General features: G+C 61.1%; 27 protein-coding genes and 1 tRNA gene. 11 read left to right on the top strand and 17 right to left on the bottom strand.

Annotation, left to right across the window (positions count from 1 at the left end; all coding sequences use genetic code 11):
* Positions 1–78: 78 nt before the first annotated feature.
* From K2W61_RS06585 to K2W61_RS06570, 4 genes are all read left to right on the top strand, one after another.
* The gene (locus K2W61_RS06585) at positions 79–702 is read left to right on the top strand and encodes a TetR/AcrR family transcriptional regulator (protein ID WP_175131910.1); all 624 of its coding nucleotides are present in this window, start codon (positions 79–81) and stop codon (positions 700–702) included.
* Between the two features lie 34 nt (positions 703–736).
* Positions 737–1,885 carry an acyl-CoA dehydrogenase family protein gene (locus K2W61_RS06580; RefSeq protein ID WP_175131909.1) on the top strand — a complete coding sequence of 383 codons (1,149 nt, stop codon included), beginning with the start codon at positions 737–739 and terminating at the stop codon, positions 1,883–1,885.
* A 141-nt stretch (positions 1,886–2,026) separates the two neighbouring features.
* Positions 2,027–3,256: a CaiB/BaiF CoA transferase family protein gene (locus tag K2W61_RS06575; protein ID WP_175131908.1), complete on the top strand. Its 1,230-nt coding sequence runs from the start codon at positions 2,027–2,029 to the stop codon at positions 3,254–3,256.
* A 60-nt stretch (positions 3,257–3,316) separates the two neighbouring features.
* Complete coding sequence (locus K2W61_RS06570) at positions 3,317–4,843, top strand: 3-hydroxyacyl-CoA dehydrogenase (RefSeq protein ID WP_175131907.1); 1,527 nt, start codon at positions 3,317–3,319, stop codon at positions 4,841–4,843.
* Between the two features lie 85 nt (positions 4,844–4,928).
* On the opposite strand, the gene K2W61_RS06565 is transcribed toward K2W61_RS06570, so the two are convergent.
* Complete coding sequence (locus tag K2W61_RS06565) at positions 4,929–5,861, bottom strand: c-type cytochrome (RefSeq protein WP_236755278.1); 933 nt, start codon at positions 5,859–5,861, stop codon at positions 4,929–4,931.
* Between the two features lie 230 nt (positions 5,862–6,091).
* Here K2W61_RS06565 and K2W61_RS06560 point away from each other — a divergent pair.
* Positions 6,092–6,166 (top strand) — tRNA-Arg (locus K2W61_RS06560).
* A gap of 65 nt (positions 6,167–6,231) precedes the next feature.
* Here K2W61_RS06560 and K2W61_RS06555 read toward each other — a convergent pair.
* The 4 genes from K2W61_RS06555 to K2W61_RS06540 form a co-directional block, all read right to left on the bottom strand.
* On the bottom strand, positions 6,232–7,410 hold the full coding sequence (locus K2W61_RS06555) for a site-specific integrase (protein WP_236755277.1): 1,179 nt from the start codon (positions 7,408–7,410) through the stop codon (positions 6,232–6,234).
* 256 nt (positions 7,411–7,666) lie between these two features.
* Positions 7,667–8,983, bottom strand: a complete 1,317-nt coding sequence (locus tag K2W61_RS06550) for a DUF1173 family protein (protein WP_236755276.1) — start codon at positions 8,981–8,983, stop codon at positions 7,667–7,669.
* A gap of 104 nt (positions 8,984–9,087) precedes the next feature.
* Positions 9,088–9,573 carry a hypothetical protein gene (locus K2W61_RS06545; RefSeq protein WP_236755275.1) on the bottom strand — a complete coding sequence of 162 codons (486 nt, stop codon included), beginning with the start codon at positions 9,571–9,573 and terminating at the stop codon, positions 9,088–9,090.
* A 948-nt stretch (positions 9,574–10,521) separates the two neighbouring features.
* Positions 10,522–10,869: a helix-turn-helix domain-containing protein gene (locus K2W61_RS06540; RefSeq protein WP_236755274.1), complete on the bottom strand. Its 348-nt coding sequence runs from the start codon at positions 10,867–10,869 to the stop codon at positions 10,522–10,524.
* Here K2W61_RS06540 and K2W61_RS27860 point away from each other — a divergent pair.
* The 5 genes from K2W61_RS27860 to K2W61_RS27855 all read left to right on the top strand — a co-directional run bounded on the left by K2W61_RS27860 (position 10,868) and on the right by K2W61_RS27855 (position 14,167).
* Positions 10,868–11,242, top strand: a complete 375-nt coding sequence (locus K2W61_RS27860) for a transcriptional regulator (protein WP_419761591.1) — start codon at positions 10,868–10,870, stop codon at positions 11,240–11,242. The genes K2W61_RS06540 and K2W61_RS27860 overlap by 2 nt on opposite strands.
* Positions 11,243–11,306: 64 nt before the next feature.
* The gene (locus K2W61_RS06535; protein WP_236755273.1) at positions 11,307–12,059 is read left to right on the top strand and encodes a ParA family protein; all 753 of its coding nucleotides are present in this window, start codon (positions 11,307–11,309) and stop codon (positions 12,057–12,059) included.
* Positions 12,056–13,312, top strand: a complete 1,257-nt coding sequence (locus K2W61_RS06530) for a DUF7673 family protein (protein WP_236755272.1) — start codon at positions 12,056–12,058, stop codon at positions 13,310–13,312. The genes K2W61_RS06535 and K2W61_RS06530 overlap by 4 nt, the downstream gene beginning before the upstream one ends.
* Positions 13,313–13,343: 31 nt before the next feature.
* A complete protein-coding gene (locus tag K2W61_RS06525) occupies positions 13,344–13,946 on the top strand; it encodes an H-NS histone family protein (RefSeq protein WP_236755271.1) in 603 nt (200 codons plus the stop codon).
* Positions 13,895–14,167 (top strand): KfrB domain-containing protein, encoded by a 273-nt coding sequence (locus tag K2W61_RS27855; RefSeq protein ID WP_419761590.1) that lies wholly within the window; start codon positions 13,895–13,897, stop codon positions 14,165–14,167. Before K2W61_RS06525 ends, K2W61_RS27855 begins: the two co-directional genes overlap by 52 nt.
* Positions 14,168–14,446: 279 nt before the next feature.
* On the opposite strand, the gene K2W61_RS06520 is transcribed toward K2W61_RS27855, so the two are convergent.
* Complete coding sequence (locus K2W61_RS06520; protein WP_236755270.1) at positions 14,447–14,884, bottom strand: RrF2 family transcriptional regulator; 438 nt, start codon at positions 14,882–14,884, stop codon at positions 14,447–14,449.
* A gap of 82 nt (positions 14,885–14,966) precedes the next feature.
* Here K2W61_RS06520 and K2W61_RS06515 point away from each other — a divergent pair, with 82 nt between their 5' ends.
* On the top strand, positions 14,967–15,941 hold the full coding sequence (locus K2W61_RS06515; protein ID WP_236755269.1) for an alpha/beta fold hydrolase: 975 nt from the start codon (positions 14,967–14,969) through the stop codon (positions 15,939–15,941).
* Positions 15,942–16,105: 164 nt separating this feature from the next.
* Here the strand turns inward: K2W61_RS06515 and K2W61_RS06510 are convergent, their stop codons facing one another.
* The 11 genes from K2W61_RS06510 to K2W61_RS06460 all read right to left on the bottom strand — a co-directional run bounded on the left by K2W61_RS06510 (position 16,106) and on the right by K2W61_RS06460 (position 23,745).
* Entirely contained in the window at positions 16,106–16,711 is a 606-nt protein-coding gene (locus tag K2W61_RS06510) for a hypothetical protein (RefSeq protein ID WP_236755268.1), read from the bottom strand.
* Between the two features lie 435 nt (positions 16,712–17,146).
* Positions 17,147–17,365 carry a hypothetical protein gene (locus K2W61_RS06505; protein WP_236755267.1) on the bottom strand — a complete coding sequence of 73 codons (219 nt, stop codon included), beginning with the start codon at positions 17,363–17,365 and terminating at the stop codon, positions 17,147–17,149.
* Positions 17,366–17,374: 9 nt separating this feature from the next.
* Positions 17,375–17,668, bottom strand: a complete 294-nt coding sequence (locus K2W61_RS06500; RefSeq protein WP_236755266.1) for a hypothetical protein — start codon at positions 17,666–17,668, stop codon at positions 17,375–17,377.
* Positions 17,669–17,775: 107 nt separating this feature from the next.
* Complete coding sequence (locus K2W61_RS06495; protein WP_236755265.1) at positions 17,776–19,149, bottom strand: ATP-binding protein; 1,374 nt, start codon at positions 19,147–19,149, stop codon at positions 17,776–17,778.
* Positions 19,125–19,790, bottom strand: coding sequence for a response regulator transcription factor (locus tag K2W61_RS06490; RefSeq protein ID WP_236755264.1), 666 nt, complete (start codon positions 19,788–19,790; stop codon positions 19,125–19,127). Before K2W61_RS06490 ends, K2W61_RS06495 begins: the two co-directional genes overlap by 25 nt.
* Before the next feature lie 29 nt (positions 19,791–19,819).
* Positions 19,820–20,374: a cytochrome b gene (locus tag K2W61_RS06485; RefSeq protein ID WP_236755263.1), complete on the bottom strand. Its 555-nt coding sequence runs from the start codon at positions 20,372–20,374 to the stop codon at positions 19,820–19,822.
* Positions 20,375–20,419: 45 nt separating this feature from the next.
* Positions 20,420–21,193, bottom strand: a complete 774-nt coding sequence (locus tag K2W61_RS06480; protein WP_236755262.1) for a COG4705 family protein — start codon at positions 21,191–21,193, stop codon at positions 20,420–20,422.
* Positions 21,190–21,813 (bottom strand): DedA family protein, encoded by a 624-nt coding sequence (locus tag K2W61_RS06475; RefSeq protein WP_236755261.1) that lies wholly within the window; start codon positions 21,811–21,813, stop codon positions 21,190–21,192. Before K2W61_RS06475 ends, K2W61_RS06480 begins: the two co-directional genes overlap by 4 nt.
* 2 nt (positions 21,814–21,815) lie before the next feature.
* A complete protein-coding gene (locus K2W61_RS06470; RefSeq protein WP_236755260.1) occupies positions 21,816–22,268 on the bottom strand; it encodes a hypothetical protein in 453 nt (150 codons plus the stop codon).
* A gap of 28 nt (positions 22,269–22,296) precedes the next feature.
* Positions 22,297–23,079, bottom strand: coding sequence for a COG4705 family protein (locus K2W61_RS06465; RefSeq protein ID WP_236755259.1), 783 nt, complete (start codon positions 23,077–23,079; stop codon positions 22,297–22,299).
* A 69-nt stretch (positions 23,080–23,148) separates the two neighbouring features.
* A complete protein-coding gene (locus tag K2W61_RS06460) occupies positions 23,149–23,745 on the bottom strand; it encodes an undecaprenyl-diphosphatase (protein WP_236755258.1) in 597 nt (198 codons plus the stop codon).
* Positions 23,746–23,798: the final 53 nt, after the last annotated feature.

The following is a 23,798-nucleotide window of genomic DNA, read 5'->3' as shown; positions in this document are numbered from 1 at the left end:
GTCGAACCGCTGTCAATGGAACGGAACCGCACGCGATCCGGCATTGGCGCGCTCGATGCCGCCCTGAACAGGCCTTCCATGGCGACTTCCGCAGCCCCCGCCACCAAACGCGCCCGCGCCGGCCGTCCGCCGACCCTGGTGGCGCCGCGCGAACGCATCCTGGCCGAAGCCGCCAAGCTGTTCGCGCGCAGCGGCTACGACGGCAGTTCGGTGTCGGATCTGGCCGCCGCCATCGGCGTGTCCAAGGCCGCCATCTATCACTACTTCACCACCAAGCAGGACATCTACGACGCCATCATTCTGGCCGTGCTCAATGGCCTGACCCAGAACGTGGGCCAGGACGTGGCGCGTGCCGAGGGAGGCGCCGCCCGCCTGCGCGCTTTCATGGTGGGACACGCGCGTTACTTCGAGCAGCATCACGCCGAGTTCGTCACCATGCTGATCGGCTATTCCGGCATGGCGCTGCCCGAGCGCGAGGATGCCGCGCGCCTGCGCGATGGCTACGAGAAGCGCCTGCGCGACTTGATCGCCCAAGGCGTGGCCGAGGGCGCCTTCCGGCCGCTGGACGTGCCCGCCACCGGTCGCGCCGTGCTGTCGATGCTGAACTGGATGGTGCGCTGGTACAAGCCCGGCCAGGGCGACAGCGCCGAGACCATCGCCGCCGGCTATTTCGATTTACTGGTTGGCGGCATGCGCCCCTGAGCGCTGCCGCCCCGCACTCCGAGAGACTTTGATCATGGCCCTGGATACCGAAACCCTGAACCTGTTGCTGGACGCCGTGCGCCGCTTCGTGCACGAACGCCTGATTCCCGCCGAGGACGAACTGGCCGCCAGCGGTCAGGTGCCGCCGGACATCGTCGCCGAAATGCGCGAGCTGGGGCTGTTCGGCCTGTCGATCTCGCCCGACCACGGCGGCCTGGGCCTGACGATGGAAGAGGAAGTGAAGGTGGTGTTCGAGCTGGGCCAGACCTCGCCCGCATTCCGCTCGCTGGCCGGCACCAACATCGGCATCGGCTCGCAGGCCATCGTGCTGGCCGGCACCGACGAACAGCGCGCCCGCTATCTGCCGCGCCTGGCCAGCGGCGAGCTGATCGGCTCGTTTGCCCTGACCGAACCCGACGCCGGCTCCGACGCCATGGCGCTGCGCCTGTCGGCCGAACGCGACGGCGACCACTATGTGCTCAACGGCACCAAGCGCTACATCACCAACGCGCCCATCGCCGGCCTGTTCTCGGTGATGGCGCGCACCGCGCCCGAACGCCGCGCCAACTCGATCTCGTGCTTCCTGGTCGAAGCCGGCACGCCGGGGCTCATCATCGGCAAGCCCGACAAGAAAATGGGCCAGGCCGGCGCGCTGACCAGCGACGTGGTCTTCGACAACTGCCGTGTCCCCGCCTCGGCCCTGCTGGGCGGCGAGGAGGGCAACGGTTTCCGCACCTCGATGCGGGTGCTGGACAAAGGTCGCCTGCACATCTCGGCCCTGTGCGTCGGCATTGCCGACCGCCTGCTGCGCGACGCTGTCCAATACGCCACCGAACGCAAGCAGTTCGGCCAGCCCATCGCCGAATTCCAGCTGATCCAGGCCATGATCGCCGACAGCCAGGCCGAACTCTACGCCGCGCGCTGCATGGTGCTGGATGCCGCCCGCATGCGCGACCGCGGCGAGAACACCACCATGCAGGCCGCCTGCTGCAAGCTCTACGCCACCGAAATGGTCGGCCGCGTCGCCGACCGCGCCGTCCAGATCCACGGCGGCGCCGGCTACATGTCCGAATACGCCGTGGAACGCTTCTACCGCGACGTGCGCCTGTTCCGCATCTTCGAAGGCACCTCGCAGATCCAGCAACTGGTCATCGCCCGCGAGGTCATCAAGGCGCATAGCTGAGCACACCGCCCACCCCGGCGCCCCACAGCAAAAGGCGTCTCAAGAACCCAGACGCGTCCGCCCACCGACCACCCCAACACACCCAAGCCCCCACCGGCTAATATCCCCTTTGACCCACATCCTTTGGCGAAAAGAGAAAAGATGTCGCAACGTCCCGCTCCCCTAACAGGCATCCGCGTCCTGGACCTGACCCGCGTGCTAGCCGGCCCCTGGTGTACCCAGAACCTGGCCGACCTTGGCGCCGAAGTCATCAAGATCGAACGCCCCGGGGCCGGTGACGACACCCGCGCCTGGGGCCCTCCGTACCTGAAGGACGCGGCCGGCAACGACACCACCGAAGCCGCCTACTACCTCTCGGCCAACCGCAACAAGTTCTCCGTCGCCCTTGATATCGCTTCCCCGCGCGGCGCTGAGCTGGTGCGTGAACTGGCCATGCAGAGCGACATCCTGGTCGAGAATTTCAAGGTCGGCGGCCTGGCCAAATACGGCCTGGACTACGCCAGCCTCAAGGAAGTGAACCCGCGCCTGATCTATTGCTCCATTACCGGCTTCGGCCAGACCGGCCCTTACGCCAGCCGTCCCGGCTACGACTTCATGATCCAGGGCATGGGCGGCCTGATGAGCATCACCGGCGAGCGCGACGACCTGCCCGGCGGCGGTCCGCAAAAGGCGGGCGTGGCGGTGGCTGACCTGATGACCGGCATGTACTCCACCGTCGGCATCCTGGCCGCGCTGCACGAGCGTTCCGTCAGCGGCCTGGGCCAGCACATCGACATGGCGCTGCTGGACTGCCAGGTCGCCATGCTGGCGAACCAGAACCTGAACTTCATGACCTCCGGCAAGGCGCCGCGCCGCGCCGGCAACGCCCACCAGAACCTGGTGCCGTACCAGGTCTTCGCGGCCAGCGACGGCCACCTGATCGTCGCCGTGGGCAACGACAGCCAGTTCCGCAACTACTGCGGCGCCATCGGCTTGCCCGAGCTGTCGGCCGATCCGCGTTTTGCCACCAACCCGCAGCGCGTCAAGAACCGCGAGGCGCTGGTGCCGTTGCTGGCCGAACGCATGGCCACCGGCGCGCGCGACCACTGGCTCGCCGCGCTCGAAGCGGTGGGCGTGCCGGCCGGCCCGATCAACACGCTCGATCAGGTCTACGAAGACCCGCAGGTGCTGGCGCGCGGCATGAAGCGCGAACTGCCGCATCCGGCGGCGGGCACCGTGCCGATGGCCGCCAGCCCCCTGAAGTTCTCGGGCAGCCCGGTCGAGTACCGGCGCGCGCCGCCCATGCTGGGCGAACACACCGCGCAGGTGCTGTCCGAAAAGCTCGGGCTCTCGGCGGCGGAAATCCAGGCGCTGGCGCAAAGCCCGTCCTGATCTACAGGCATCGCGCGGCCGCCGCGCATACACCATTCCAATGACTGGCAGGAGAAGTTGATGACGGAGATTCAAACCATCGGCGTCGTGGGCGCCGGGGCCATGGGGCGAGGCATTGCCCAGATCGCGGCGCAGGCCGGCCTGCGGGTGCGCCTGTATGACACCAGCGCCGACGCCGTGGCCGCCGCGCGCGAGTCGCTGCGCCAGGTCTGGGACAAGCTGGCGCAGAAGGGCAAGCTGACGGCCGCCGACGCACAGGCCGCGCTGGAGCGGGTCGAGTCCGCCACCGCGCTGACCGACATGGCGGCGTGCCAGCTGGTGGTCGAAGCCATCGTCGAGCGCCTGGACGTCAAGCGCGACCTGTTCGCCGCCCTGGAAGGCGTGGTGGCCGATGACTGCATCCTGGCCTCCAACACCTCGTCGCTGTCGATCACCGCCATTGCCGCCGCCTGCAAGCTGCCGCAGCGCGTCGCGGGCTACCACTTCTTCAATCCGGTGGCGCTGATGAAGGTGGTCGAGGTGATCGACGGTCTGCGCAGCGCGCCCGAGACCGGCGATGCGCTGGCCGAGCTGGCGCGCCGCATGGGCCACACGCCGGTGCGCGCCAAGGATATGCCGGGCTTCATCGTGAATCACGCGGGCCGTGGCATGAACACCGAAGGCCTGCGCGTGGCGCAGGAGTCGGTGGCCACCTTTGCGCAAGTGGATGCCATCATGCGCGAGCAAGCCGGTTTCCGCATGGGCCCGTTCGAGCTGCTGGACCTGACCGCGCTGGACGTCTCGCATCCGGTGATGGAATCCATCTACCGCCAGTTCTTCGACGAGCCGCGCTTCCGTCCGTCACCCATCACCACCGTGCGTCTGGCCGGCGGCCTGATCGGCCGCAAGGCCGGCGAAGGCTTCTACAAATATGTGGACGGCCAGAAGCAGGTGCCCGCCGAGCCGCCCGTGCCGGCATTGCCGCAAGGCCTGAAGGTCTGGGTCAGCCCGCGCCATGCGGAAGGCTACGCGCGCGCCACCGCGTTGCTGGAAAAGCTGGGCGCGCCGCTGGTCTCCGGCGCCGCGCCGGCGGCCGACACGCTCATCATCGTCACGCCGTTCGGTGAGGACGTCTCCACCACCGTGTCGGCGCAGGGCCTGGACCCGGCGCGCTGCGTCGGCCTGGATACCCTGCATGCCTTCGACAAGGCCGCCCGCCGCACCGTCATGGTGTCGCCGGCCACGCAGGACAAGTGGCGCGATGCCGCGCACGCGCTGCTGGCCGGCGATGGCGTGCCGGTCTCGGTGATCCAGGATTCGCCGGGCTTCGTGGCCCAGCGCATCGTGGCCATGATCGTCAACATCGCCGCCGACATCGCGCAGCAGCAGATCGCCACGCCCGAGGACATCGACCGCGCGGTGACGCTGGGCCTGGGCTATCCGGTGGGGCCGCTGGCCCTGGGCGATGCGCTGGGCGCGGAACGCATCCTCGAAATCCTCAAGAGCATGCAGCGCGTCACGGGCGATCCGCGCTATCGTCCCAGCCTGTGGCTGCAGCGTCGCGTGCAGCTGGGCATGTCGTTGCTCAAGACGTACGCGGCCGATTGAGGCCGCGCCAAGTAAAAAGCCCTTCGACGCATCGAAGGGCTTTTTTTCGTCCTGCGCCGGGCGGCGCGAAGGGTGTGCGCGTGGCTTACTTGGCCGCGTTCACCATGTATTGCACGGCCGCGCGGATGTCGTCTTCCGAGGCGTTGGCCGCGCCGCCCTTGGGCGGCATGGGCGGCTTGCCCTGCATCGCGACCTTGACCATGGCGTCCATGCCGGTCTTGATGTAGGGCTCCCAGGCGGCCTTGTCGCCGAACTTGGGGGCGTTGGCCACGCCGGTGGCGTGGCAGGCGAAACAGACGCTCTTGTAGAGCTTTTCGCCGGCGGGGTTGACCGCGGCAGTCTGTTGCGGCGCGGGTGCGGCGGCGGCCGGGGCAGCAGCGGCAGCGGCGGGGGCAGCAGCGGCTGCGGGGGCAGCAACGGCAGGAGCCGCAGCGGCAGGAGCCGCAGCGGCAACGGGAGCCGCGGCAGCCGGCGCAGCCTCGGCTTCCTTCTTGGCGCCGTCTTCAGCCGGCGCGGCCGGCTCCGGCAGCGACCCGCCGGACTTGTTGGCCATGTAGACCACGGCGCGTGCGACTTCGTAATCGGACAGCGTCGGGTTGCCGCCCTTGGCGGGCATGCCGCCCTTGCCGTGCAGGGCCACGTTCAGCATGGTGTCGAAGCCGGACTGGATGAAGGGGGCCCAAGCGGCGTTGTCACCGACCTTGGGCGCGCCCGCCACGCCGGCGGTATGACAGGCCGTACAGACCGCGGCGAAGACTTGCTCGCCGGTCTTGAATACCTTGGGGGCATTGGCGTCGACCAATTCGAACCCGGCAACAGGGGCGATGCGCTTGGTGACGGCCTCACTCGATAGCGTGTCCGAGCCGGCGCCGACCTTGGCGCCCGAGGCGACCATGTTCACCAGTAGGATGATGATGGCGATAGGCACCACGAAAGCCAGAATGACCGTGACGATCAGTTGCTTCGGGGTCTTGATGGGGGAGGAGTGCTCTTCTATGTGTTCCTGCTCGTTGCTCATGACCAAATCCTGCTAACGGGTACCGGGGCGCCTGGCGGCGGCAACAGAAAATCAGTACTGCACAAAGGGCGGCAAAAAGCAGACCGCCTTGCAAGCAAACGCTGGATTATATAACGGTGTCAGGGACGCGCGTCCAACAGCCGGACGGGGTTTTCACGCAGTTTTCCCGGCGAATCCATCACCTTCATGCAGATTGCGGAAAACTGGGTACAATACCGCCTCCTTGCGCTGCGCCCGTAGTTCAATGGATAGAATGAGAGTTTCCGAAGCTCTTGATACAGGTTCGATTCCTGTCGGGCGCGCCAAAAAATCAAAGACTTAGGCGTTGTGTGTGACCGCAGCGTGACCAAAACGCCTAAGTGAGTTCCCTCTAGTCGGCCTGTCCCGACTCTGCAGGCTGGTGCTGGGCGACGAGCTGGCGCATCTTGTCCTTCTCGCGTTGATTGGCTGCGCCATCAATCCATTTCGAATACACCTCGAAGAACATCTTGGCGTTCTTGTGGCCCATCTGCCTCGACAGGTAACCGGGGTTCATACCCGCATGCAGGCCCATGGTGGCGTAGGTGTGGCGCGTTTGCCTTGCGTCGCGCTCGCGGATCCCAAGTTCCGCTAGGGCCTGGTGCCAGATTGCGAGAGGGGCTGCAGTATCGGTCAGCCGATCGCCAGTCACGGGGTTCAGAAATACCATTTCTCCGCAGTCGTAGGTGATGCGTTTCTGCCGCTGCAGGGCCTCAAGCGCAAGTTCTTGAAGATCGACATCCCTGACCACCATCGTCTTGGTGCCCTTGTCTACGCGACGCACCCTCGCGCTATCGATTCGGACTTGCTCCCGCCGAAAATCGACCCGGTTCCAGCGGAGGGCTATCGCTTCAGATGGACGCAGGCCAGCAAAGAAGGCGACGGCGAAGTAGTTCCACCAACCCTCGGCGAAATGGTCTCGCAGGTGGTCCAGCACTAACAGCACTTCGTTGATTTCAAGCGGATCCGGTGGCGGTTTCTGCCCCTTCCGGCTGTCAATTTCCAACGTGATATTCGTGGGCACCCTGCCGGTCTTCGTTGCCATCGCCCAGATTCCACGTAGAGGCGTCATGGCATTGTTGAACGTCTTGGCCGCGAGCGGCGGAAGCTCCGAGATTTCAAGCAGCAGGTCTTCGTAGGTGATATCCGCGATTTCCCGCTCACCGAGAGTTGGGCGCCAATAGTTGTTCAGCGTGTTCTCGTATTCATCCAGGGTTGTGGCGGCGACTTGTGGCTTGACGACCAGAAGCCAGCGATCTGCCGCGGCGTCGAACGTCATGGGACCTGCCGACTCTGTCGCATTGACCGCTCGGGGCGAATCTGGAAAGTACCGAGAGAAGTCCGCCCAGGTGAACTTGTCGAGGCGGATCGAATGCAGAATTTCGTCGCGCAACCTCGCGGCGACGCGTTGATTGGCGATGGTCGGGCGGAGATTTACGCGCTCGCGATAGCGCTTTCCGTTCCAGCGGAAATCGACGAGGATCGACGTCGTCCGCGGGTAGACCCCTTCGAGGTGCTCTTTGATACCCATTCGTCGTAGGCTCCCAAATTGATGTGTTGTCGGTTGTCCTGGGACCACTTCCAGTGTGTGCCTTCGATGAGATGGCCGTTGCGGATCAAGTGTCGGAATGAGTCGAGGGAGCGGCCCGTAACTTCGCAAGCCTTTTCCATCAAAACCCAGTTCACAGGGCGGTAGTTGAGGACCATGATTGCTTCTCTTTGAGTGTGACGCTATCGGGCCGCGACGAGCTTTGGCTTGCGCCAAGCTCCGGCGGCAGCGCTGACGCCTACAAGACGGGTCTAGCCGCCTGGAATGGCGTCGGAGGGCGGCTTCCTAATTTTGGGGGGAAGTCGGGCACTGGATCGCCGATAGCGGCATTCCATGACCACCATCCGTCTTCGCCATACGTGCCGTTGTAGAACACAGCCTTTTCAGCTTTCCGAGCTTGGTATTCAGCGGTGGCCATACCCCAGACCTCCAGCGGCATGGGGTTCTCCATGTCCTTGAGCCAAAAGTCCGGAAAGGTCGCATCTTCGCCAGCGTCAAAGCGAAGAGGCTTTTCGAATCGGCGCTTGGTTGCAATCAGTTGGTCCGCAATCAACGCCTCGTACCCAGAGTCCACCGGAATCCACTCGCGAGTTACGTGCATCAGCGCCGCGTCGACGACTTGAGCGCGAACCGTGCCGCCAGAGGACTTCGGTGGGTCTGTCTGCACAATTGCCACAACAGGGTTGCCTGCACGCCAGGCATCCAACTCCCGACCGAAACTGCGCTCGAGCGCGTGCCAGATGCCCTCGTCAAGCGCCAGGTGCGGGATTCCATGAAATGCTGATATGGGCATCAAGCTTGCGCCGTCCATGCCTTCCTGGTGTTGCGCCAACGGTGCAACCACGACCAGGCGCCGGCGGTGGCTCACGGCATCCAGGGTTTTCGCCTTGTTGTAGCTGGCCTGCTGGCCTGCGCTGGTGGGCGTGGCGACAATCAGATTCTGTGCGAGGCGCACACGGCCCGCATACGTAGTCGCGGCAACACGCATGACATGATGGTGAACGACACCCACATTGCGCTTGCCTTCCATGCCGGGTGACCAGGTGTTCAGCGCCGCTTGGGTCCAAAGGAAGTGGAGCAGACCTTTCAGGGTCATGCTGGCCTGGCTGGATCGCGAGCGTGATGGCGGAGCCTTGGGCTTACCCGGCGATGTTGTGTCAGCGCTTTCGGGCGCCGCTGTTGGCCGTTGCTGTAGGCCGACCTTCAATTTGATCTTCGTGGCACCATCGTCCAGCTCTTGAACGACACCGCGCCGGTATGAGCCCAGGCCCGACATTGCGGGGTCTGCAGCGTAGTAAAGGCAGTCTTCGCTATGTTCGCTTCCCGTTTCCGGGAACCGCGCCAAGTGGAAGCGATCGGAGCTTGGCCGGCTGTGAATCGACAGGCGTTTATCGCCGGCTCCAGGGCAAAGGCAGCGTACTTCAGCCTTGCCATGGGAGAGGAGCAACACTCGCTTCCATGCGTCGGCGTATTGCTCTTCAGTTTGGAATTGCGGCGAGTAGGAGCGGGGTGCGCCGCCCACCCGGATCTCGACAGGATAGAGCCTTCTGTCCATGTGGGGTTCCTCCGTTCGCCAGTTTCGCAACCGGATGCTATTTGTCGTTTGGCAGGCAGGGGAAGCAGCGGCCCAAGCGGCCCAGGCCGGACTTCCTCGCGTGTTTAAGTGCGTTCGGCCGCTGCGGCATATGACTGGTAAAGCAGATACATCATGGTGCAACTGATGGGGAATCCAAGGGCGAGCACTTGAGGTGTAGTGAGTTTCCCCAATTCGCCGCTTATCCAGAGCCCGAGCAGACTGGCTTGCACGAGCACCGATAGGCCGATCCCCACGCGTCCGGCGACCTTTAGCCAGAAGATGGCGCGATAGTGCTTATCCTTGTCGAGCTGCCAAGCCGTGTCGAGAAGCCATGCCCCGGCAAATAGTCCGAGTACGGCGACGGTGAACCCGCCCCAGAAACTTCCGCCCACGGTGACAGCCCACGCAATGTCATGCCATTTGGTGATGGCTACCGACATAGAGGCGACGCAAATTGCGACCACAGCTGCTATGGCTACCACCCCGATCGCAATGGTCACCACCAGGATGGCGCTATCCCTGGCCGCTTTGGCCGGTGTTACTCCGCGGCGTTCTTTGTTGTTTGACACAGTTAGTAGACTCCTCAATTGTTCCAAAAGGCGCTATATCTGGGTTGACGTGACGCTTGACGTAATCCTCTTGGTACCCTTTGAGTGCCAGGACAATACCCATTCCAGCGGCCACGGCAAATATGAAAAGTGCAGTTCTCATAAGCGTCATCAAGGTTGACGCGAGCGGGTTAGCCGCCCGGTATGGACCGATAGGCTCCGGCCCTTCTTCATCCGAATCGGAGCACTCGCCCCGGAAGTGTTTAGCCGCTAAACAGGGCGTCACAGGAATGCCGATTCGGATGTCGCATGCGAGATACCACAACGCATGCGACTTCCTGCCGACTTGCACGGCGCAAAAAGGTTGGGCCCTTTCGGTGTTCGCCCTATCCGTTACTCGCCACGGAAGGCACGCAGATACTGCTTGGGCGCTCGGGCTGGGCTCCTCCGGCAGCGCTAGCCACTCGGAATGCTTCACACGACGTCAGGGGGCACTTCGTGCCTCTGCCTCGACGTCTCCGAGATTGATGTGGACGCTGACTTTTGCACCGGCGCCTACCCTGTTTTTGTTGTTTTCGCTTCCCCGGTAGACCAGCGGACTTCACGGGTCGCCAGCTGACACATCAATTCTTGCCGCTTGTTTTTGTCCCCGGGGCCTTTCATTCCTCACGGCAAGCTCCCCTTGGCGTCGCTTCACAGCGAGCGCAGGACGGTCAAACATTTCGGATTGTGAAAGAACAAAACGGGTTTTTTCCCGGTGAGCTAAAATATAACGAAAGTCATAAAATAGCGCAATACTCTAGTTATAAAAATAGGAATATTTGGTTTCGCAAATCTCATTTGCTTACTTTGAAGGCAAATCTATACAACGTAGGTACTACCGCTAGGTTTGCTCGGGCTGGCGAGCGCTTCGGGATGGGATTTGCCGGAAGCCCTTGCAGATGGCAGGAACGCACTGAGGCCTTGCGCCTACGCGGTTCTTTTGGTCTCGATGGCGCCCGCGATGAAGTCTGCAAGCCGGACATCCAGTTCGTGACGCTTGGCAGCAGAAAGGGACTCGAAGTCATGCAGACGGGCGATCTTGAACGGCCAGTACCCGGAAGATGGCGTGTTCTCCGCCTCTTGGCCGTAAACAAGCCAATTGGTATCCACCCCAAGAGCCTTGGCAATGTCGGTGATATGGCGCGTGGCTCCGCCGCGCTCGATTTTGGCGATCGCTGCTTGTGTGAGGTTGGCCAGGTCCGCAAGCTGTTCTTGGGTGAGCCTTAGCTCTTTGCGGCGTTGCTTGATCCTGGCGCCAATCGCCGTCTGATTCATGCGCGGAGCGTATTCTTGTAGTTGTGGCGCGTCAAAAACTATAGGAATAAAATTCTGTTGGACTAAAAATAACTATAGTTATAAAATGAGATCTATGACTGATCGTTCAGACGACCTAGGACCTTCCCAACCTGCTCTTAAGAGGGCAATTGCACTGGCTGGAGGGACGCAAGAGGCGCTCGCCCGAATCTTGGGAGTGACCCAGCCGGCCGTCAACAAAATGCTCAAGAGCAAGGCCCCCCTGGGGTCGACGCACTGTGTGCGGATTTTCAAAACCCTTGGCATCCCGCGGGAAGAGCTAAGGCCCACCGACTATTGGGAGGTTTGGCCCGACCTGCAGCGGCCATCACCCCCCACTCTGCACAAACCCTGACTGCGTTTAGCGGCTAAACGAGGAACCATCGCCCAGCCGCCAGACCTTATCCTCTCGAGAGGCAATGATGAAGACTGTTGTGATCGCGAACGGCAAAGGCGGAGTTGGAAAGACCGCCGACGCTGCCCACATCGCATTCCATGCGGCCGAAGCGGGCTACAAAACCCTGGTGATCGACCTCGATACCGGCAACCTCTCCAAGACGATGCGCCAGCACCGGCTGGAAGTGCCGGCGAGCGCATTGTTCCTCGATCAGCCGCCCGCCATACCGTCGATCTCCGGGGCCATAAGCTTGGTGCATGCGGACCGCCTGCTTGCAAATGTCATCTACATGCCTGCGGAGAAGGCCTTCAAGAATTACCCGGCAAACCTGCATGAGTTCGAAGCCCGTGGATTTGACCTCTGCGTCGTCGACACGCCAGCGAACATCGGCATCGCAACAATCACCGCGCTGAGTTCCGCTGACGCGGTCATCAGCCCGGTGGAAATGGAGGACTACAGCATCGAGGGCATCAAGGACATGATGCGCGTAATCGTGGGAGCCAAGCAGAGGAATCCGAGTCTGCAATTTCTCGGCATCGTGCCCAACCGCGTCGACCGCCGCAATCCTCGCCAAGTCAAGCACTTGGAAGAAGTCCAGGCCGCTCATGCCAAGCTGCTTGCGCCCGTCGTCGTTGGCCTGCGCGCCAGCGTGGCGGAAGCTCTCGCTGCTGGTGAACCAGTCTGGAAAAGCAAGAAGACGACCGCGCGTGCGGCTGGTGCCGAAATGCATGCGCTGGGTCAGCACGTACTGCAAATGATGGGGATCGCCAGATGACCTCTGCATCGCACATCATGCCGGGAGGCCTCGATCTGGATGGCCTGGGCGACCTTGCATCGCTGCTGGATGGCCCCAAGCAGGCCGAGGGCTACAAGATGTATGACGTCGCCCGAATTCACCCGGACAAGAACAACAAACGACGTGATGGCAACCAAGGCCTGACGAAGGAAAGCATCGGTGAAATGGCCGCCTCCATTCAGGAACGCCAGCGCCAGGGGAAGAGGGGGGTGATGGTCCCCATCTCGTTGCGACCGCACCCCACTATTCCCGGCGACTTCATCATCAACCACGGTCACCGTCGCTATCTGGGAACGATCGAGGCGGGTCTCCAGCAGATCCCCGGGCACGAAGATCATGATTTCGATGACTTCGACCAAGTAATCGAGAACCTCCAACGCGAAAAGCTCAACGGCCGAGAATTGGCGGATTTCATCGGCGGGAAACTCGCGGAAGGAATGACGCAAGCCGACATTGCCCGCAAATTGGGCAAATCTAAGGCGTGGGTCAGCATGCACGTTTCGATGCTTAGCCTTCCCGAACCTGTTGCCGATGCAGTTGCGAACGGGCAGCTGACTGACGTCACGTTGGCAAAAGAACTGGCCGTTGCTCATCGCGAAGATCCGAAGGCTGTTGAGGGCCTCCTGCAATCTCCGGAAAGAAAGCCCACGCGGGCAGAAGTCAAGGCGATCAGAAAGTCGGCGAAGGCACAAGGCAAGGAACAACCCGATAGCGGACATCAGGGTGCTGCGGAGGTAACTCCAAGCGCGGAGGACGCAATGCGGATAGTCCGACAAGCTTCTACGTACGTCATCCTCAACGACGACACTGGTACGTCGCGCCAAGCTCCTGAAAATCCGCCCAGCGTACAGGCGGCATTTGCCAAGATGTGCGAGGAACGGTCTCGTGAACTCGCCGAGCGACCGGCGCGAATGGAGGCTGGAGAAGCCGCGCTAAAGCGGCTGCTGCCGATCGCGCAGAGGGATACAGGCCAGTCGCAGGTGATAGCCCGGTTCCTGTTGAATCTCTATAACGGAAACAGATTCCCGTTCGACAACACCGATCTGCGTCGATTGGACAACGAGCTTGTAGAAGACTGCATTGCGGTGCTGCGAATGGATGCTCGCCCGCAGCAGGAAGTACATCGCTATTTCGAGCACGGGTCGAAGATCTGGGAGGCGCTGGCGAAGGACTGGGGGTTCAGGGATTTCTATGGCGATGATTCCTGGCGGACCACGAATGCCAACGTTTAGCGGCTAAACAACACAACCCATGGAGCTACGGATGGACATTGCACTCAAGAACATCGATGCGCAAATCAGCAGGCTGCAGCAGGAGCAGGAACGACTGAAGGCAACGCTGCGACGCACGGAAGAAGTGAGGAAGATCATCGTGCTGATGCGAGACACCGCCATCACACCTCAAGAAGTTCCCGAGGCGTTTGGCGCTCGCCGTTCCACGAAGCCTAAAGCGGGGAATCCCAACAAGGGACGCGCCCGGGGGCCCGTTGCCGCCAAGTACCGCCACCCAGCCACAGGAGCATCTTGGAGGGGCAGAGGACGGACGCCGCGGTGGTTGGCTGCCGAGGAGGGTGCTAGCAAGAGCCGTGAAGAGTATCGTAACGGCCGTTCCATCCGCGAGTTTGTTGGCCAAGTGGCGCGAGGGGCCGGCTATGCGATCGACTGGAAGGGAGTGGACCGCGCTGACATGATCCGAGCGTCCATAGAGGCCTACGAGGTCGACTCCACCCGCATGGCGAGCCTGATACGCACCAACATCTGCGATCTGGATCAGGAACGGGCGATCGACCTGGCTAGGGCTATTGTCGGCGAAAAGTGGCGGTCCACCCGGCGACACCTAGTCGTACATACGAAGGCGTCATCCTAGGTGTGACCGAGCGCCATGTCGTGCAAGAACACGGTGATGAGATAGCGCTTCATTTCAAGCGCTCGTTGCTCCAAACGCCCATATTGGAAGCGGGAAACTCTGTCGCAGTGCGCTATCCACACGGCGGCGTCGGCCTGGTCAAAGGTCAAAGTGGTGAAAGGCCAGTGCCGTTGTTGGATCACGATCTTGAACGGACCCGCGACAAAGATCTGGAACGCTAGCAGTCGAAGTTCGTTGAAGGCGGAAAGGCGACATCTATCGTCCGCTTGTCATAGAAGCGTTGTAGCTGGTCGCCCGACGTGACAAGCTTCGAAAGGGGCGCTTTGGGTCGGGAGCTTTCTGTCGTTGATGACAGCTCCCGGCCAACAAGAGGCATTGACAGCCCGCAAGCCGACGGCCGCTTGCGGGCTGGAAGCTGACACACGTTCATGCCGCAAATCGCTATCGGCCAGGTGCTTGATGCTTGCCTCCATTGCCACCCATTCCGTTGCTCCGCGAGATTACCTAGTCGTTTTGCGCGACTTTGACGACGTCACGTCGTGCGCGATCTCGGAGAGTCGCTTATCACCGAGCAATTGAAGCAACGTATTTTCTGCTGAACCCAACGCCTCATTGACGTGGCGATTTACCGCCGCCTCCACCGGACAAGTGTGATTGTCGTCGGCTAGGCCGATCACAAACGGCGCGGTATGTCCAATGGCCTGGTAGACATCTCTCACCGTAAGATCGTTGAGGTCACAGGCGAGCGCCCAGCCTCCGCCTGGACCACCAGTCGACTTTACGTACCCCGATTCGCGTAGCGCAGCCATCGTTCGGCGGACAAAGACGGGGTTCGTATGCAGCATCAGCGCAATCGTCTCTGAGGTGGTCGCACCTCCTCGAAGATGCATGTGGATAAGGATGTGCAGAAGTCGAGCCAGTCGGGTATCGCGTTGCATATTAAGAAGCTTGGTAATGCGCAACTTTTAATGTTACGCTATCTCGGGATTCTTGTGTGCATACATCTCTGCCAGAGCAACCATGACCGCATACCGTCAAACGTTTATTGAAGCAAACGGAATTCGCCTGCATGTCGCTGAACAGGGCGACGGCCCGTTGGTGCTCCTTTGTCACGGCTTTCCTGAAACCTCGCATGCTTGGCGCCATCAACTGGCGGCACTTGCGCACGCCGGCTTCCACGCAATAGCACCGGATCTGCGTGGCTACGGATCAAGCGAATGCCCAACGGCAATCGGACAGTACACGACGTTAGACGTTGTCGGTGACCTGGTGGCGCTCGTTGACATTCTCGGAGAGCGCGACGCAGTTGTTGTAGGAAACGATTGGGGTGCAACCATTGCTTGGCAAGCCGCGTTGCTTCGGCCTGACCGCTTTCGCGCTGTCGTTGCGCTTGGGGTGCCAATGATGGGCCGCGCGCCGATGACGCCGAGCCGGCTTTTTCCGCAGACCGACCAAACGAGGTTCTATACGCATTACTTTTCCGAACCTGGGTTGGCCGAAACCGAACTTGAGCGTGACGTTGCCACGACATTGCGCAAGATCTATTTTTCCGCATCAGGCGACGTCGGAGCCCGCGACGCAAATACGCCCAATCCATTCGGACTCGTGCCGCGAAGTGGTGGACTCCTTGACTCTCTGATTGATCCACCTTTGTTGCCCGCGTGGCTCGCACCCACCGACCTTGACAAGTTTGTGCAAGCATTCAGCATTTCTGGCTTTCGCGGTGGATTGAATTACTACCGCAACCTCGATCGCAATTGGGAAGTGCAATCGGCTTTGGAGGGCCTGCTCGTCGAGGTTCCTGCCCTGTACCTTGTCGGCGAGCGAGACACAGGTCTGGCAATGCCAGGCATGCACGAAATTATCGACGGCATGCCCCAGATCGTGCCCAGGCTGTCGGCTTCTCGGGTCGTTCCGCGAGCAGGGCATTGGCTGCAACAGGAGGCGCCGGATTTCGTCAACGCGACATTGATTGAGTTTCTCCGCGATCTTTGATGTACACGGGCGCGATCTGACGGTTCAACTACGGTTAGCGGCCGTTCCGCCCGCAGAACGGTATGTCGGAGAAGGGTCGGAAGCGGTCGAACGGCTCAAGGTACCTTCCTCCCAGGCTACCTCCAACTTCAGCGAGCCAATGTCAAGTTGAACGAAATTTGACACTAGCCGTCGACTATAAGTCGCCTCATCAACGGCATTAACACGAACGCCAAAGGGATAGCCCAAGTCAATACCCAAGCCACAATAAAACCTGGGCGTTTGATCTCTGCTCTTCGTGCTGGAGTGACGGCAAATGCTGTGATTCCGGAAAAATAGGCAGCGCCGACGACGAAAACTATGCCTGGATGAATCGCGCCAAAGCAAAGTGCACTGAGCGCGAATCCAAGAGTGGTAAGTGTGGCTACAGATCCAAGCGCCATTACTCGCAATTCCACATGCGCAACCATATGCATTAAGCGGCCTATTGATTCCACACGGGGCAGGACGCGGAGCAACAGAAGATGGAGCAGCTTGAGTAACCAGACCAGCCCAGTCAGAATAACCAGCGACTCGAACGCGATATGCTCTTGAAGTAGGTCACTTCCCCAATTCTTCCCGCCAAAATTGTCGTAACCGTACTTTTGGACAAATCCAAGCACGATGCCAAGCAGGCCGAAGAACAGGCCGTCCTTCCTCATTTCCGTGAATACGCGAGACCATTGCGTCGGACTAAGTACCTCGTTGTCCGCGTTGGACTCACGTGCCAAGTTAGGGAAAAGATTCTTCACTGCGTCTCCTTGGCCCAATGTAGGACCTCTGTGCCTAGATTGTCGCCCACCGTGCAACTCATTCGAATCCGCGTTCATTCGAACCCGTGGATATGTGGATGATCGCTGCGCGACCGCCTGGCTCGCTACGCTCGGCCCGTGGACAACCCTGCTGGACAAACGGTGGACAGGCTTTGCCTGCCCACGCGCTTGACCACAGGGTATGCCCACCGGCTACCAGGCTTCACCCACATATCCACCGGTCCCCACCAGATCCCAATTTGAAATACGGACTTCACAACAGAAGTTCTTCTGCAGCGCCCGCTATGGTTTAGCCGCTAAACCTCGCATTGATTCGGGTTCCTAGGACGACGTGGTGCACGTGCATCTGGGGCCGGGCGGCCAATATGCAGAGTGCGCCGAGCCTCACTGGCCTGTTGTGAATGCGTGGGAGCCCTAGACCGGGTCCGCCCGCTTGGCCGACCAGAACCAATGGCTGTGTTTGGCTCGTCTGGCCTTCTGGCGCCGGAAGGTGATGCGCACCAGACCGGCGTGGCCTGCGTCAATTTCGACTGGGTAGTCGCGGTCCTCGGCGGTCACGGCCGGCGGCGGAGTGAGGGCGGCCTGGGCCACGTACGTGCCCTGGACCCGTTCCAGAATTCCGTTGTAGTCCATGGTCGTCTTCTACAGCGGCCCCATGCCCTTGCGCAGCTTGCGCGGATCTTCCAGCAGCTCGGCCGTCATTTGCTCTTGCTCCTGCACACAGGGCTCTTGGGGGAGATCTTCCACTGCTTGGTCATAGACCACGCCCGTTATGCCGACGGGGCGCTTCAGCTCGTCGACCATCTGGTGAAAGCGTAACGGCCAGGTGCGCAGGCGCTTGACCTCCCATAGCAGGGCAATCACATCAGGGTTCCACGGCTGGCGCTCATATATGGCGCGCAGCTGCTCGGCGGTCAGGGGTGGACGGAAAGGCATGGCTGAGAATACTGTATGAACATGGGGCTTCACCTATCTGTGTGGGCCCTCAAATTAGTGCCCCATGATGATCTAAATCTGACTTGGGATGGAGCCTACGCGAACAACTAATCCGATGCGTGCGGCAAACCGGATCTCGAAAATTGGACGATGACGCTCAGGCCGGTTTGCCTCTCTTCATCCGAGAAGTCGAGTCGAATCTCTGCGCCGACGCGATGGGCAACCGTTTGGACGATGGATAGCCCCAGTCCCGAACCGATCTGCTCGTTGCCGAGCGTGCGGTAGAAGGGATCAAAAACCCGGTCCCGTTCGGCTAGCGGAATGCCTGGTCCGTTGTCCTGAACACAAAGCTCGGTCTTCCCTTCTGATGCACTCACGAAAAGATCGACCCTCCCGCCCTCCGGCGTGTAGCGAATGGCGTTGTCCACCAGATTTTTGACCAGGGTGATCATGTCCATCTCGCTCGCCCACACCTCTGCATCTTGCGTGCCTTCGACCCCGATATCGATGTGCTTGGACTCGGCCAACGGCATGAGATCTTCCAGCACACGGCGGTAGATGCTTTGGACGGATACCGGCGACTTCGGTCCGTCAGTGGCCGACTGTGCCTTGGCCAAAGCTAGGAGTTGATTTAGCAGGCTTCGGCCGCGCTCGATCCCTTGGCGCAAGACCGTTAGTCTCTCACGTGCCTGGCCGGACATTTCCGCATCTGCCAGCCGCTCGGCTTGCAGCGAGAGAGCAGTCAGAGGCGAGCGTAGCTCGTGCGCGGCATCCGCCACAAAGCGGCGCTGGGTTTCCAAAGACTGGCCGACACGGGCGAGCAGGCGATTGATTGCGACGACGAACGGACGCACCTCGGCCGGAAGGTGACGGTCTTCGATGGGGTGCAGTTCCTGTTCGGCGCGCAGGTCTATTTCCTTGGAAAGCGCGGCAATGGGGCGGAACATCTTGCGCACCAGGTCGGCGACGATCAATAGCAGTACCGGCATAAGAATCAGAAAAGGCATCACGGTGCGCAGCGCTGCATCGCGGGCGATTTCATTGCGGAAGCCAGCTTCTTGTGCCACGGCAATGCCTTCACCGGCAGCCGTGGTCTTGACCAGCACGCGGAACGACTCGCCACCGACCTCGAGCGTGTGCAATCCATCGGCGAGTGTCGTCGGAAGGGGAAGTGTGCCGCCTGCATCCACGCTTGCCTCAGATGGATTGACTTCGCCTAAGCGCTGGACGATCACACGCGATTCTTCATCGAAATCGTTGGGGTGAACATCTATTGTCGGCGGGGCCGGTGACAGGCGCTGCCGATCCATGATCTGTGCCACCTGGCGTAGAACATCGTCCTGTAGCTCATGGGCTTCGTCGAAGGCCGATAGGAACGAAAAGACACCTGCCACGACGGCCACCACGAGGATGGCCAGCGATAGGGTGACGGACAGCTTGAGCTGAACCGACTCGTTCAAGCGCCTTTTGAGACCATCCATCCGAGCCCCCTGACATTCTTGATGATTTCGCTTCCGAGCTTGCGCCGCAGTGCGTGGATCAAATACTCAACGGCGTTGCTTTCGACTTCTTCGCCCCACCCGTATATGCGATCCTCCAGTTCGCTGCGCGAGAGAATGGCTCCGGGCCTGGCCAGCAGGGCTTGCAGCAGCGAGAACTCGCGATTGGAGAGTTGCTGGGCGGCGGCGCCATTGACACGCGCCTCTTTGGTGGCCAGATCGAGGGAAACCACGCCATTGCTCATCATCGGTCCGGATGCCCCGGCTTTGCGGCGCAGCACGGCGCGCATGCGGGCCTGCAGCTCCGTCATCTCAAAAGGCTTGAGCACGTAATCGTCGGCTCCGCCATCCAGGCCGCGCAGCCGGTCATCGAGGCCGTCCCGAGCGGTGATGATGATCAGCGGCACGCCGTTGTCGCTGGCGCGGACATCGCGCAAGACCTGCAACCCGTCCTTGCCCGGCAGGCCAAGGTCCAGCAGGAGCAGGTCGTAATGCTGGCTGCCCAATGCCGCCAGCGCGCTTTGCCCATCCCGCACCCAATCGACCGCGTACGCGGCGTCCTTCAATGCGCCTTGGACCGCCTCGCCAATCATGAGATCGTCTTCGACCAGCAAAACCCGCATATTTTCTCCAGGCAGTCCGGGTAAGCGGCTCAAGGCAGCATCGATCTGAATACACCGTCTTTGAGCACGAAGTGGTGGTAGAGGGCGGCAACCGCATGAATACCCGCCAGCCAGATGATGGCATCTCCCAGGAAGGAGTGGATATCGCCCCAATCGGTCATGCCAAGGATCGGAGCGGACGCGATCCAAGGCAGTTCGGTAATGCGCAAGCCGCCCAGCAGCGTCAGTGGTTGGCCTTCCGTAGCCAGTGTCAGCAAAGCGGTCAACGGCAATGCAAACAGCAGGGTCCACAAGGCTATGTGCATCAATCTGGAGGCCAGATGCAGCTTGGGTTCGAGCTTGTGATCAGGCGCGCCCGAGCGCACGGCAACCCACAACAGGCGCAGAAAGGTCAGGGCAAAGATGCTTATTCCCAACGTTTCGTGCCACACGATGTCCAGTCGTGCGCCGGGATCGCCATTGGCATGGACCAGGCGTCCGAAATCTCCGGGGCCGAGAACAAAGGCGGCAAGAATGAGGATGACGGTGAGCCAGTGAAAGGTCTTGCTGATTCCGTCGTAGTGAATGGCTTCGGTCTTGCTCATTTTCTCTCCTGGAATTTGCCGCGCCGCTTGCGCCGCGGCTTAAGTTTAATGCGCGGTCCTGGCTGCCTGTTGCTTGAAGAGCAGGATGGCGGCTAGCATGAATGCCAGCAGCGCGGCCGACGCCGAGTAGCGATCCAGCGCCAGACCGCCGGCGCTCAGCGGCTTGTCCAGAAAATCGCCCACCACGGCACCCAGTGGGCGGGTCAGGATAAACGCCGCCCAGAAAAGCAGCGTGCGGGATATACCCGTCCAGTAGTAGGCTGCCACAATCAGAGCAAGCAACCCACTAAACACGACGGCTGCGCCTGTATAGCCCAGGCCCGCCGTATCAGCCGTCCAGTCACCCAACGCCGTGCCTAGAGTCTGGGAAAACATAATCGTCAGCCAATAAAACGCTTCCGCCTTGGGTGAACTGACGGTGCTCACTGACACAGAGCCGAGACTGCGATGCCAGACTAAGAGCGAACCTAGCAACAAGACCAGCAGCAAACTCGAACCGCCAGCGTACCCGATTCCGAGTGAACGATCCGCAAAATCGGCTAGCGTCGTGCCGACTGTCGTAGTAGCGATGATGGTGACCCAATACAGAAAGGGGTGGAAGCGCTTGGCCTTGACCTGCGCGACAACGGCGGCCAGGAAGACCACTGCGAATATGCCTGTCCCGACCAGGTAGCCCAGGTTCATGGACATCGAGACAGCGTCGCCTCCAGTTTCGCCGAGCGTTGTGGCGGCGATTTTGATGAGCCAAAAGCCCAGCGTAACTTCGGGCACCTTGGCCAATGCATCTTGGAGGCCGACAGTCGATTCATTGGTGTTCATTTTCTTCTCCAAATGTGGTTCTTTGCTGCTTGAGTCAGATCGGGATGTGCCCCCTCTCTACCCGATGTCCCTCGTGGGCTGTGTCGCGCAATCAGCCAGGCGAGAAAAATTGACACGGCAAGCAGCGCCAAGCCCCATAGTTCATCGGCATCGACGCTTTGCAGTGCGTACGCCAGTGCATGACCCGTGCCGTAGCCGAGACCGCCAATCAGCACGGCCCAGAACACGGCGCCAACGAAGTTAAGCACCAGAAAGCGGGACCAAGGCACGCGGCTCATGCCGATCGCGATCGGCCCGGCAACGCGCAGGCCGTAGAGGAAGCGAATTGACAGAATCAACGGCAGGTGATGACGCTCGAGCAAAAGGGCCACCCGCAGAGCGCGGGGCTGCAACGCAGGAAAGCGTGTCAGCAGAGTAGCCCCGTAGTGCCGACCAATCAGAAAGAACAACTGATCTCCGATAAAGCTGGCCACCGCCGCCACGACCATTACCGCCTGGATTGAAAGATGGCCGCGCGCTGCGGCGGCGCCGGCGATCAGCAGTACGGACTCGCCTTCGAGAAAGCTCCCAACGGCCACGGCTGGCAGGCCCCAGCTCTGGACCCAGCTGGCAATGTCCATGTTCAGTTCCTACCTTCGAGTGAGTCGAAGGTTTTCAGCAGCGCACCCATCTCAGCCTTGCAGTCGGCTTGATTCGGCGTTTCAGCGCGCAGTGCTGCCAACGCCTTATCGATGGCCTTGTCGAGGGCATGCCAGTCATTGGCGGCTCGAGGCTTTAGGCCTGCCTCAGCCGAATCCCATTCCGTCTCCAAATCCTTGATGCGTCTCTTGGCAGCGGGCAGATCACCGTTGTCTACGATGGCGGCTACATCGGCAGCAATATTACGAAATGCATTCAGGTCACCTAGCTTGGAAGCAGTTTTACCCGGCGACGTCGTGCTAGCGTTGGCCGCGGCAGCGGGCTCGGCGCTCGCGCCGCCTTGGTCGGCTGGCTTGGAGCAGCCAGCGGCGAGGGCGACGAGTGCCACCGCCGAAGCGGTCGCGGCAAAGCGGGCGATAGAGTGCTGCTTGCGCATGGTTTCTCCTTGAAAATTGAGAAGAGGGTTACTTGGCGGCTTGGACTGAGCGTCCTGCGTTCATGCCGAACTGCGCAACGGCCACCAGCATGACAATGACGGAGAGGAACAGGGCGCTAGTCCACATAGCCCCCATGCCGAGGCCCCCATAAGTCTTGGCTTGCGTCAGCAGGTCGCCGAGCGCAGCGCCGAAGGGACGAGTCAGGATGTAGCCGATCCAGAAAGTCAAAACGGCATTTCCACCCATGCGCCATGCGGCAAAGGTGATGCCGATCAGCGCACCAAAGGCGACTGCGCCCCAAGTAAAGCCCAAGCCCAGCGCCTCGGTCGCCAGATCGCCGGCAGCGGTGCCCAGCGCAAATGTGCACAGGATGGCTGACCAATAGAACAGTTCCCGCTTGCGCGTCACGACGTTATGGATGGATAGGGTACGTTCAACCCGATACCAGACGAAGAAGATCGCGGCGAGCGCTGCGGCGAAAACCGAGGTGCTGACGTATAGGCTGACACCCAGGCCATCTGTTAATAGGTCAGTTATCTGGGTACCGACCACGCTGACCAGCAAGACTGTCAGCCAGTAGATCCAAGGGGTGTAGCGGCGAGTACGCAACTGCATGAACAATGCGGCTGCTAGCAAAGTGGCCATGACCGTACGGGTCACGCCTTGGCCCCAGCCCGCGTTGACCGCCAGGAAGTCAGCCCCCGTCTCGCCCACCGTGGTGGACATGATCTTGATGATCCAAAACGACAACGTTACTTCAGGGACTTTGTTGAGCCAGCCGCTTGCTCCGACCGTGGGCAAATTGTTCATGGCGTTCTCCTGCCGAGGTGAAAGGGATTGCCGCTAGTCTGACCAAGCAGACTTAGCCGATCCATAGGCTCACTCGCGCACCCATCCCAGCGCGATCAGCCTGCCGAACAACTTGCGATAGATACAGGCGGCCAATCGGTAGATCGGTCCCAGATACCAACGTGCTCCGTGTAGCGTCAGAGCGGCACTGAACGCTGCGACCACGATGGCACCAACCATGTCCAGCGGAAAGTGAACCCCCAGGTAGATGCGCGACCAGGCGATGGGGAGGGCAAACAGTGCCAAAGCGATACCAACTCTTCGCAGTCCTCGCTGCATCAGAATGCTGAGGGCGACCGACCACCAGAGCGTCAGGTGATCGCTGGGAAATGACGAGTCGGCAACGTGGGGAATGAGCGTACGCCCCAGCCCGATCATGAAAGGCCGGGGGTGCGACCAAACCAGGCCGATGACTTGGTTGGCCAGCAGTCCAACCAAGCCGGACGCGGTAGCTATCAGCAGCGTCTTTCGGGTGTTCTCGTTGCCACGCAGCCAGCCGATGCCGATCAGGATCGGGACGGCCCAGATGAGCCATTCCGCAAAGAAAGTGGCCAGAGTCACCACCAGAGCATTCGGGTGTTCAGGCGCATTGAGCCACAGGAAGATTGTTTGATTGAGGTGTTCCATCAAGTCTCCGTGCCGGATCACGGCGTCATGCGCGATCCGGCCACACTGGCGGG

The organism is Achromobacter pulmonis, assembly GCF_021733725.1.
Classification (GTDB): domain Bacteria; phylum Pseudomonadota; class Gammaproteobacteria; order Burkholderiales; family Burkholderiaceae_B; genus Achromobacter; species Achromobacter pulmonis.
This window is presented reverse-complemented; position numbering and strand designations above follow the sequence as displayed.

Bases quoted from the DNA above. Each gene is read 5' to 3' on its own strand.
- K2W61_RS06515 (WP_236755269.1), top strand. From the start codon at position 14,967: ATGACCGCATACCGTCAAACGTTTATTGAAGCAAACGGAATTCGCCTG.
- K2W61_RS06580 (WP_175131909.1), top strand. From the start codon at position 737: ATGGCCCTGGATACCGAAACCCTGAACCTGTTGCTGGACGCCGTGCGC.
- K2W61_RS06570 (WP_175131907.1), top strand. From the start codon at position 3,317: ATGACGGAGATTCAAACCATCGGCGTCGTGGGCGCCGGGGCCATGGGG.
- K2W61_RS06575 (WP_175131908.1), top strand. From the start codon at position 2,027: ATGTCGCAACGTCCCGCTCCCCTAACAGGCATCCGCGTCCTGGACCTG.
- K2W61_RS06495 (WP_236755265.1), bottom strand. From the start codon at position 19,149: ATGGATGGTCTCAAAAGGCGCTTGAACGAGTCGGTTCAGCTCAAGCTG.
- K2W61_RS06500 (WP_236755266.1), bottom strand. From the start codon at position 17,668: ATGCCTTTCCGTCCACCCCTGACCGCCGAGCAGCTGCGCGCCATATAT.
- K2W61_RS06475 (WP_236755261.1), bottom strand. From the start codon at position 21,813: ATGGACATTGCCAGCTGGGTCCAGAGCTGGGGCCTGCCAGCCGTGGCC.
- K2W61_RS06485 (WP_236755263.1), bottom strand. From the start codon at position 20,374: ATGAGCAAGACCGAAGCCATTCACTACGACGGAATCAGCAAGACCTTT.
- K2W61_RS06535 (WP_236755273.1), top strand. From the start codon at position 11,307: ATGATGAAGACTGTTGTGATCGCGAACGGCAAAGGCGGAGTTGGAAAG.
- K2W61_RS27860 (WP_419761591.1), top strand. From the start codon at position 10,868: ATGCGCGGAGCGTATTCTTGTAGTTGTGGCGCGTCAAAAACTATAGGA.
- K2W61_RS06480 (WP_236755262.1), bottom strand. From the start codon at position 21,193: ATGAACACCAATGAATCGACTGTCGGCCTCCAAGATGCATTGGCCAAG.
- K2W61_RS06520 (WP_236755270.1), bottom strand. From the start codon at position 14,884: ATGCAACGCGATACCCGACTGGCTCGACTTCTGCACATCCTTATCCAC.
- K2W61_RS06530 (WP_236755272.1), top strand. From the start codon at position 12,056: ATGACCTCTGCATCGCACATCATGCCGGGAGGCCTCGATCTGGATGGC.
- K2W61_RS06505 (WP_236755267.1), bottom strand. From the start codon at position 17,365: ATGGACTACAACGGAATTCTGGAACGGGTCCAGGGCACGTACGTGGCC.
- K2W61_RS06565 (WP_236755278.1), bottom strand. From the start codon at position 5,861: ATGAGCAACGAGCAGGAACACATAGAAGAGCACTCCTCCCCCATCAAG.
- K2W61_RS06540 (WP_236755274.1), bottom strand. From the start codon at position 10,869: ATGAATCAGACGGCGATTGGCGCCAGGATCAAGCAACGCCGCAAAGAG.
- K2W61_RS06585 (WP_175131910.1), top strand. From the start codon at position 79: ATGGCGACTTCCGCAGCCCCCGCCACCAAACGCGCCCGCGCCGGCCGT.
- K2W61_RS06525 (WP_236755271.1), top strand. From the start codon at position 13,344: ATGGACATTGCACTCAAGAACATCGATGCGCAAATCAGCAGGCTGCAG.
- K2W61_RS06490 (WP_236755264.1), bottom strand. From the start codon at position 19,790: ATGCGGGTTTTGCTGGTCGAAGACGATCTCATGATTGGCGAGGCGGTC.
- K2W61_RS06460 (WP_236755258.1), bottom strand. From the start codon at position 23,745: ATGGAACACCTCAATCAAACAATCTTCCTGTGGCTCAATGCGCCTGAA.
- K2W61_RS06465 (WP_236755259.1), bottom strand. From the start codon at position 23,079: ATGAACAATTTGCCCACGGTCGGAGCAAGCGGCTGGCTCAACAAAGTC.
- K2W61_RS06470 (WP_236755260.1), bottom strand. From the start codon at position 22,268: ATGCGCAAGCAGCACTCTATCGCCCGCTTTGCCGCGACCGCTTCGGCG.
- K2W61_RS06550 (WP_236755276.1), bottom strand. From the start codon at position 8,983: ATGGACAGAAGGCTCTATCCTGTCGAGATCCGGGTGGGCGGCGCACCC.
- K2W61_RS06555 (WP_236755277.1), bottom strand. From the start codon at position 7,410: ATGGGTATCAAAGAGCACCTCGAAGGGGTCTACCCGCGGACGACGTCG.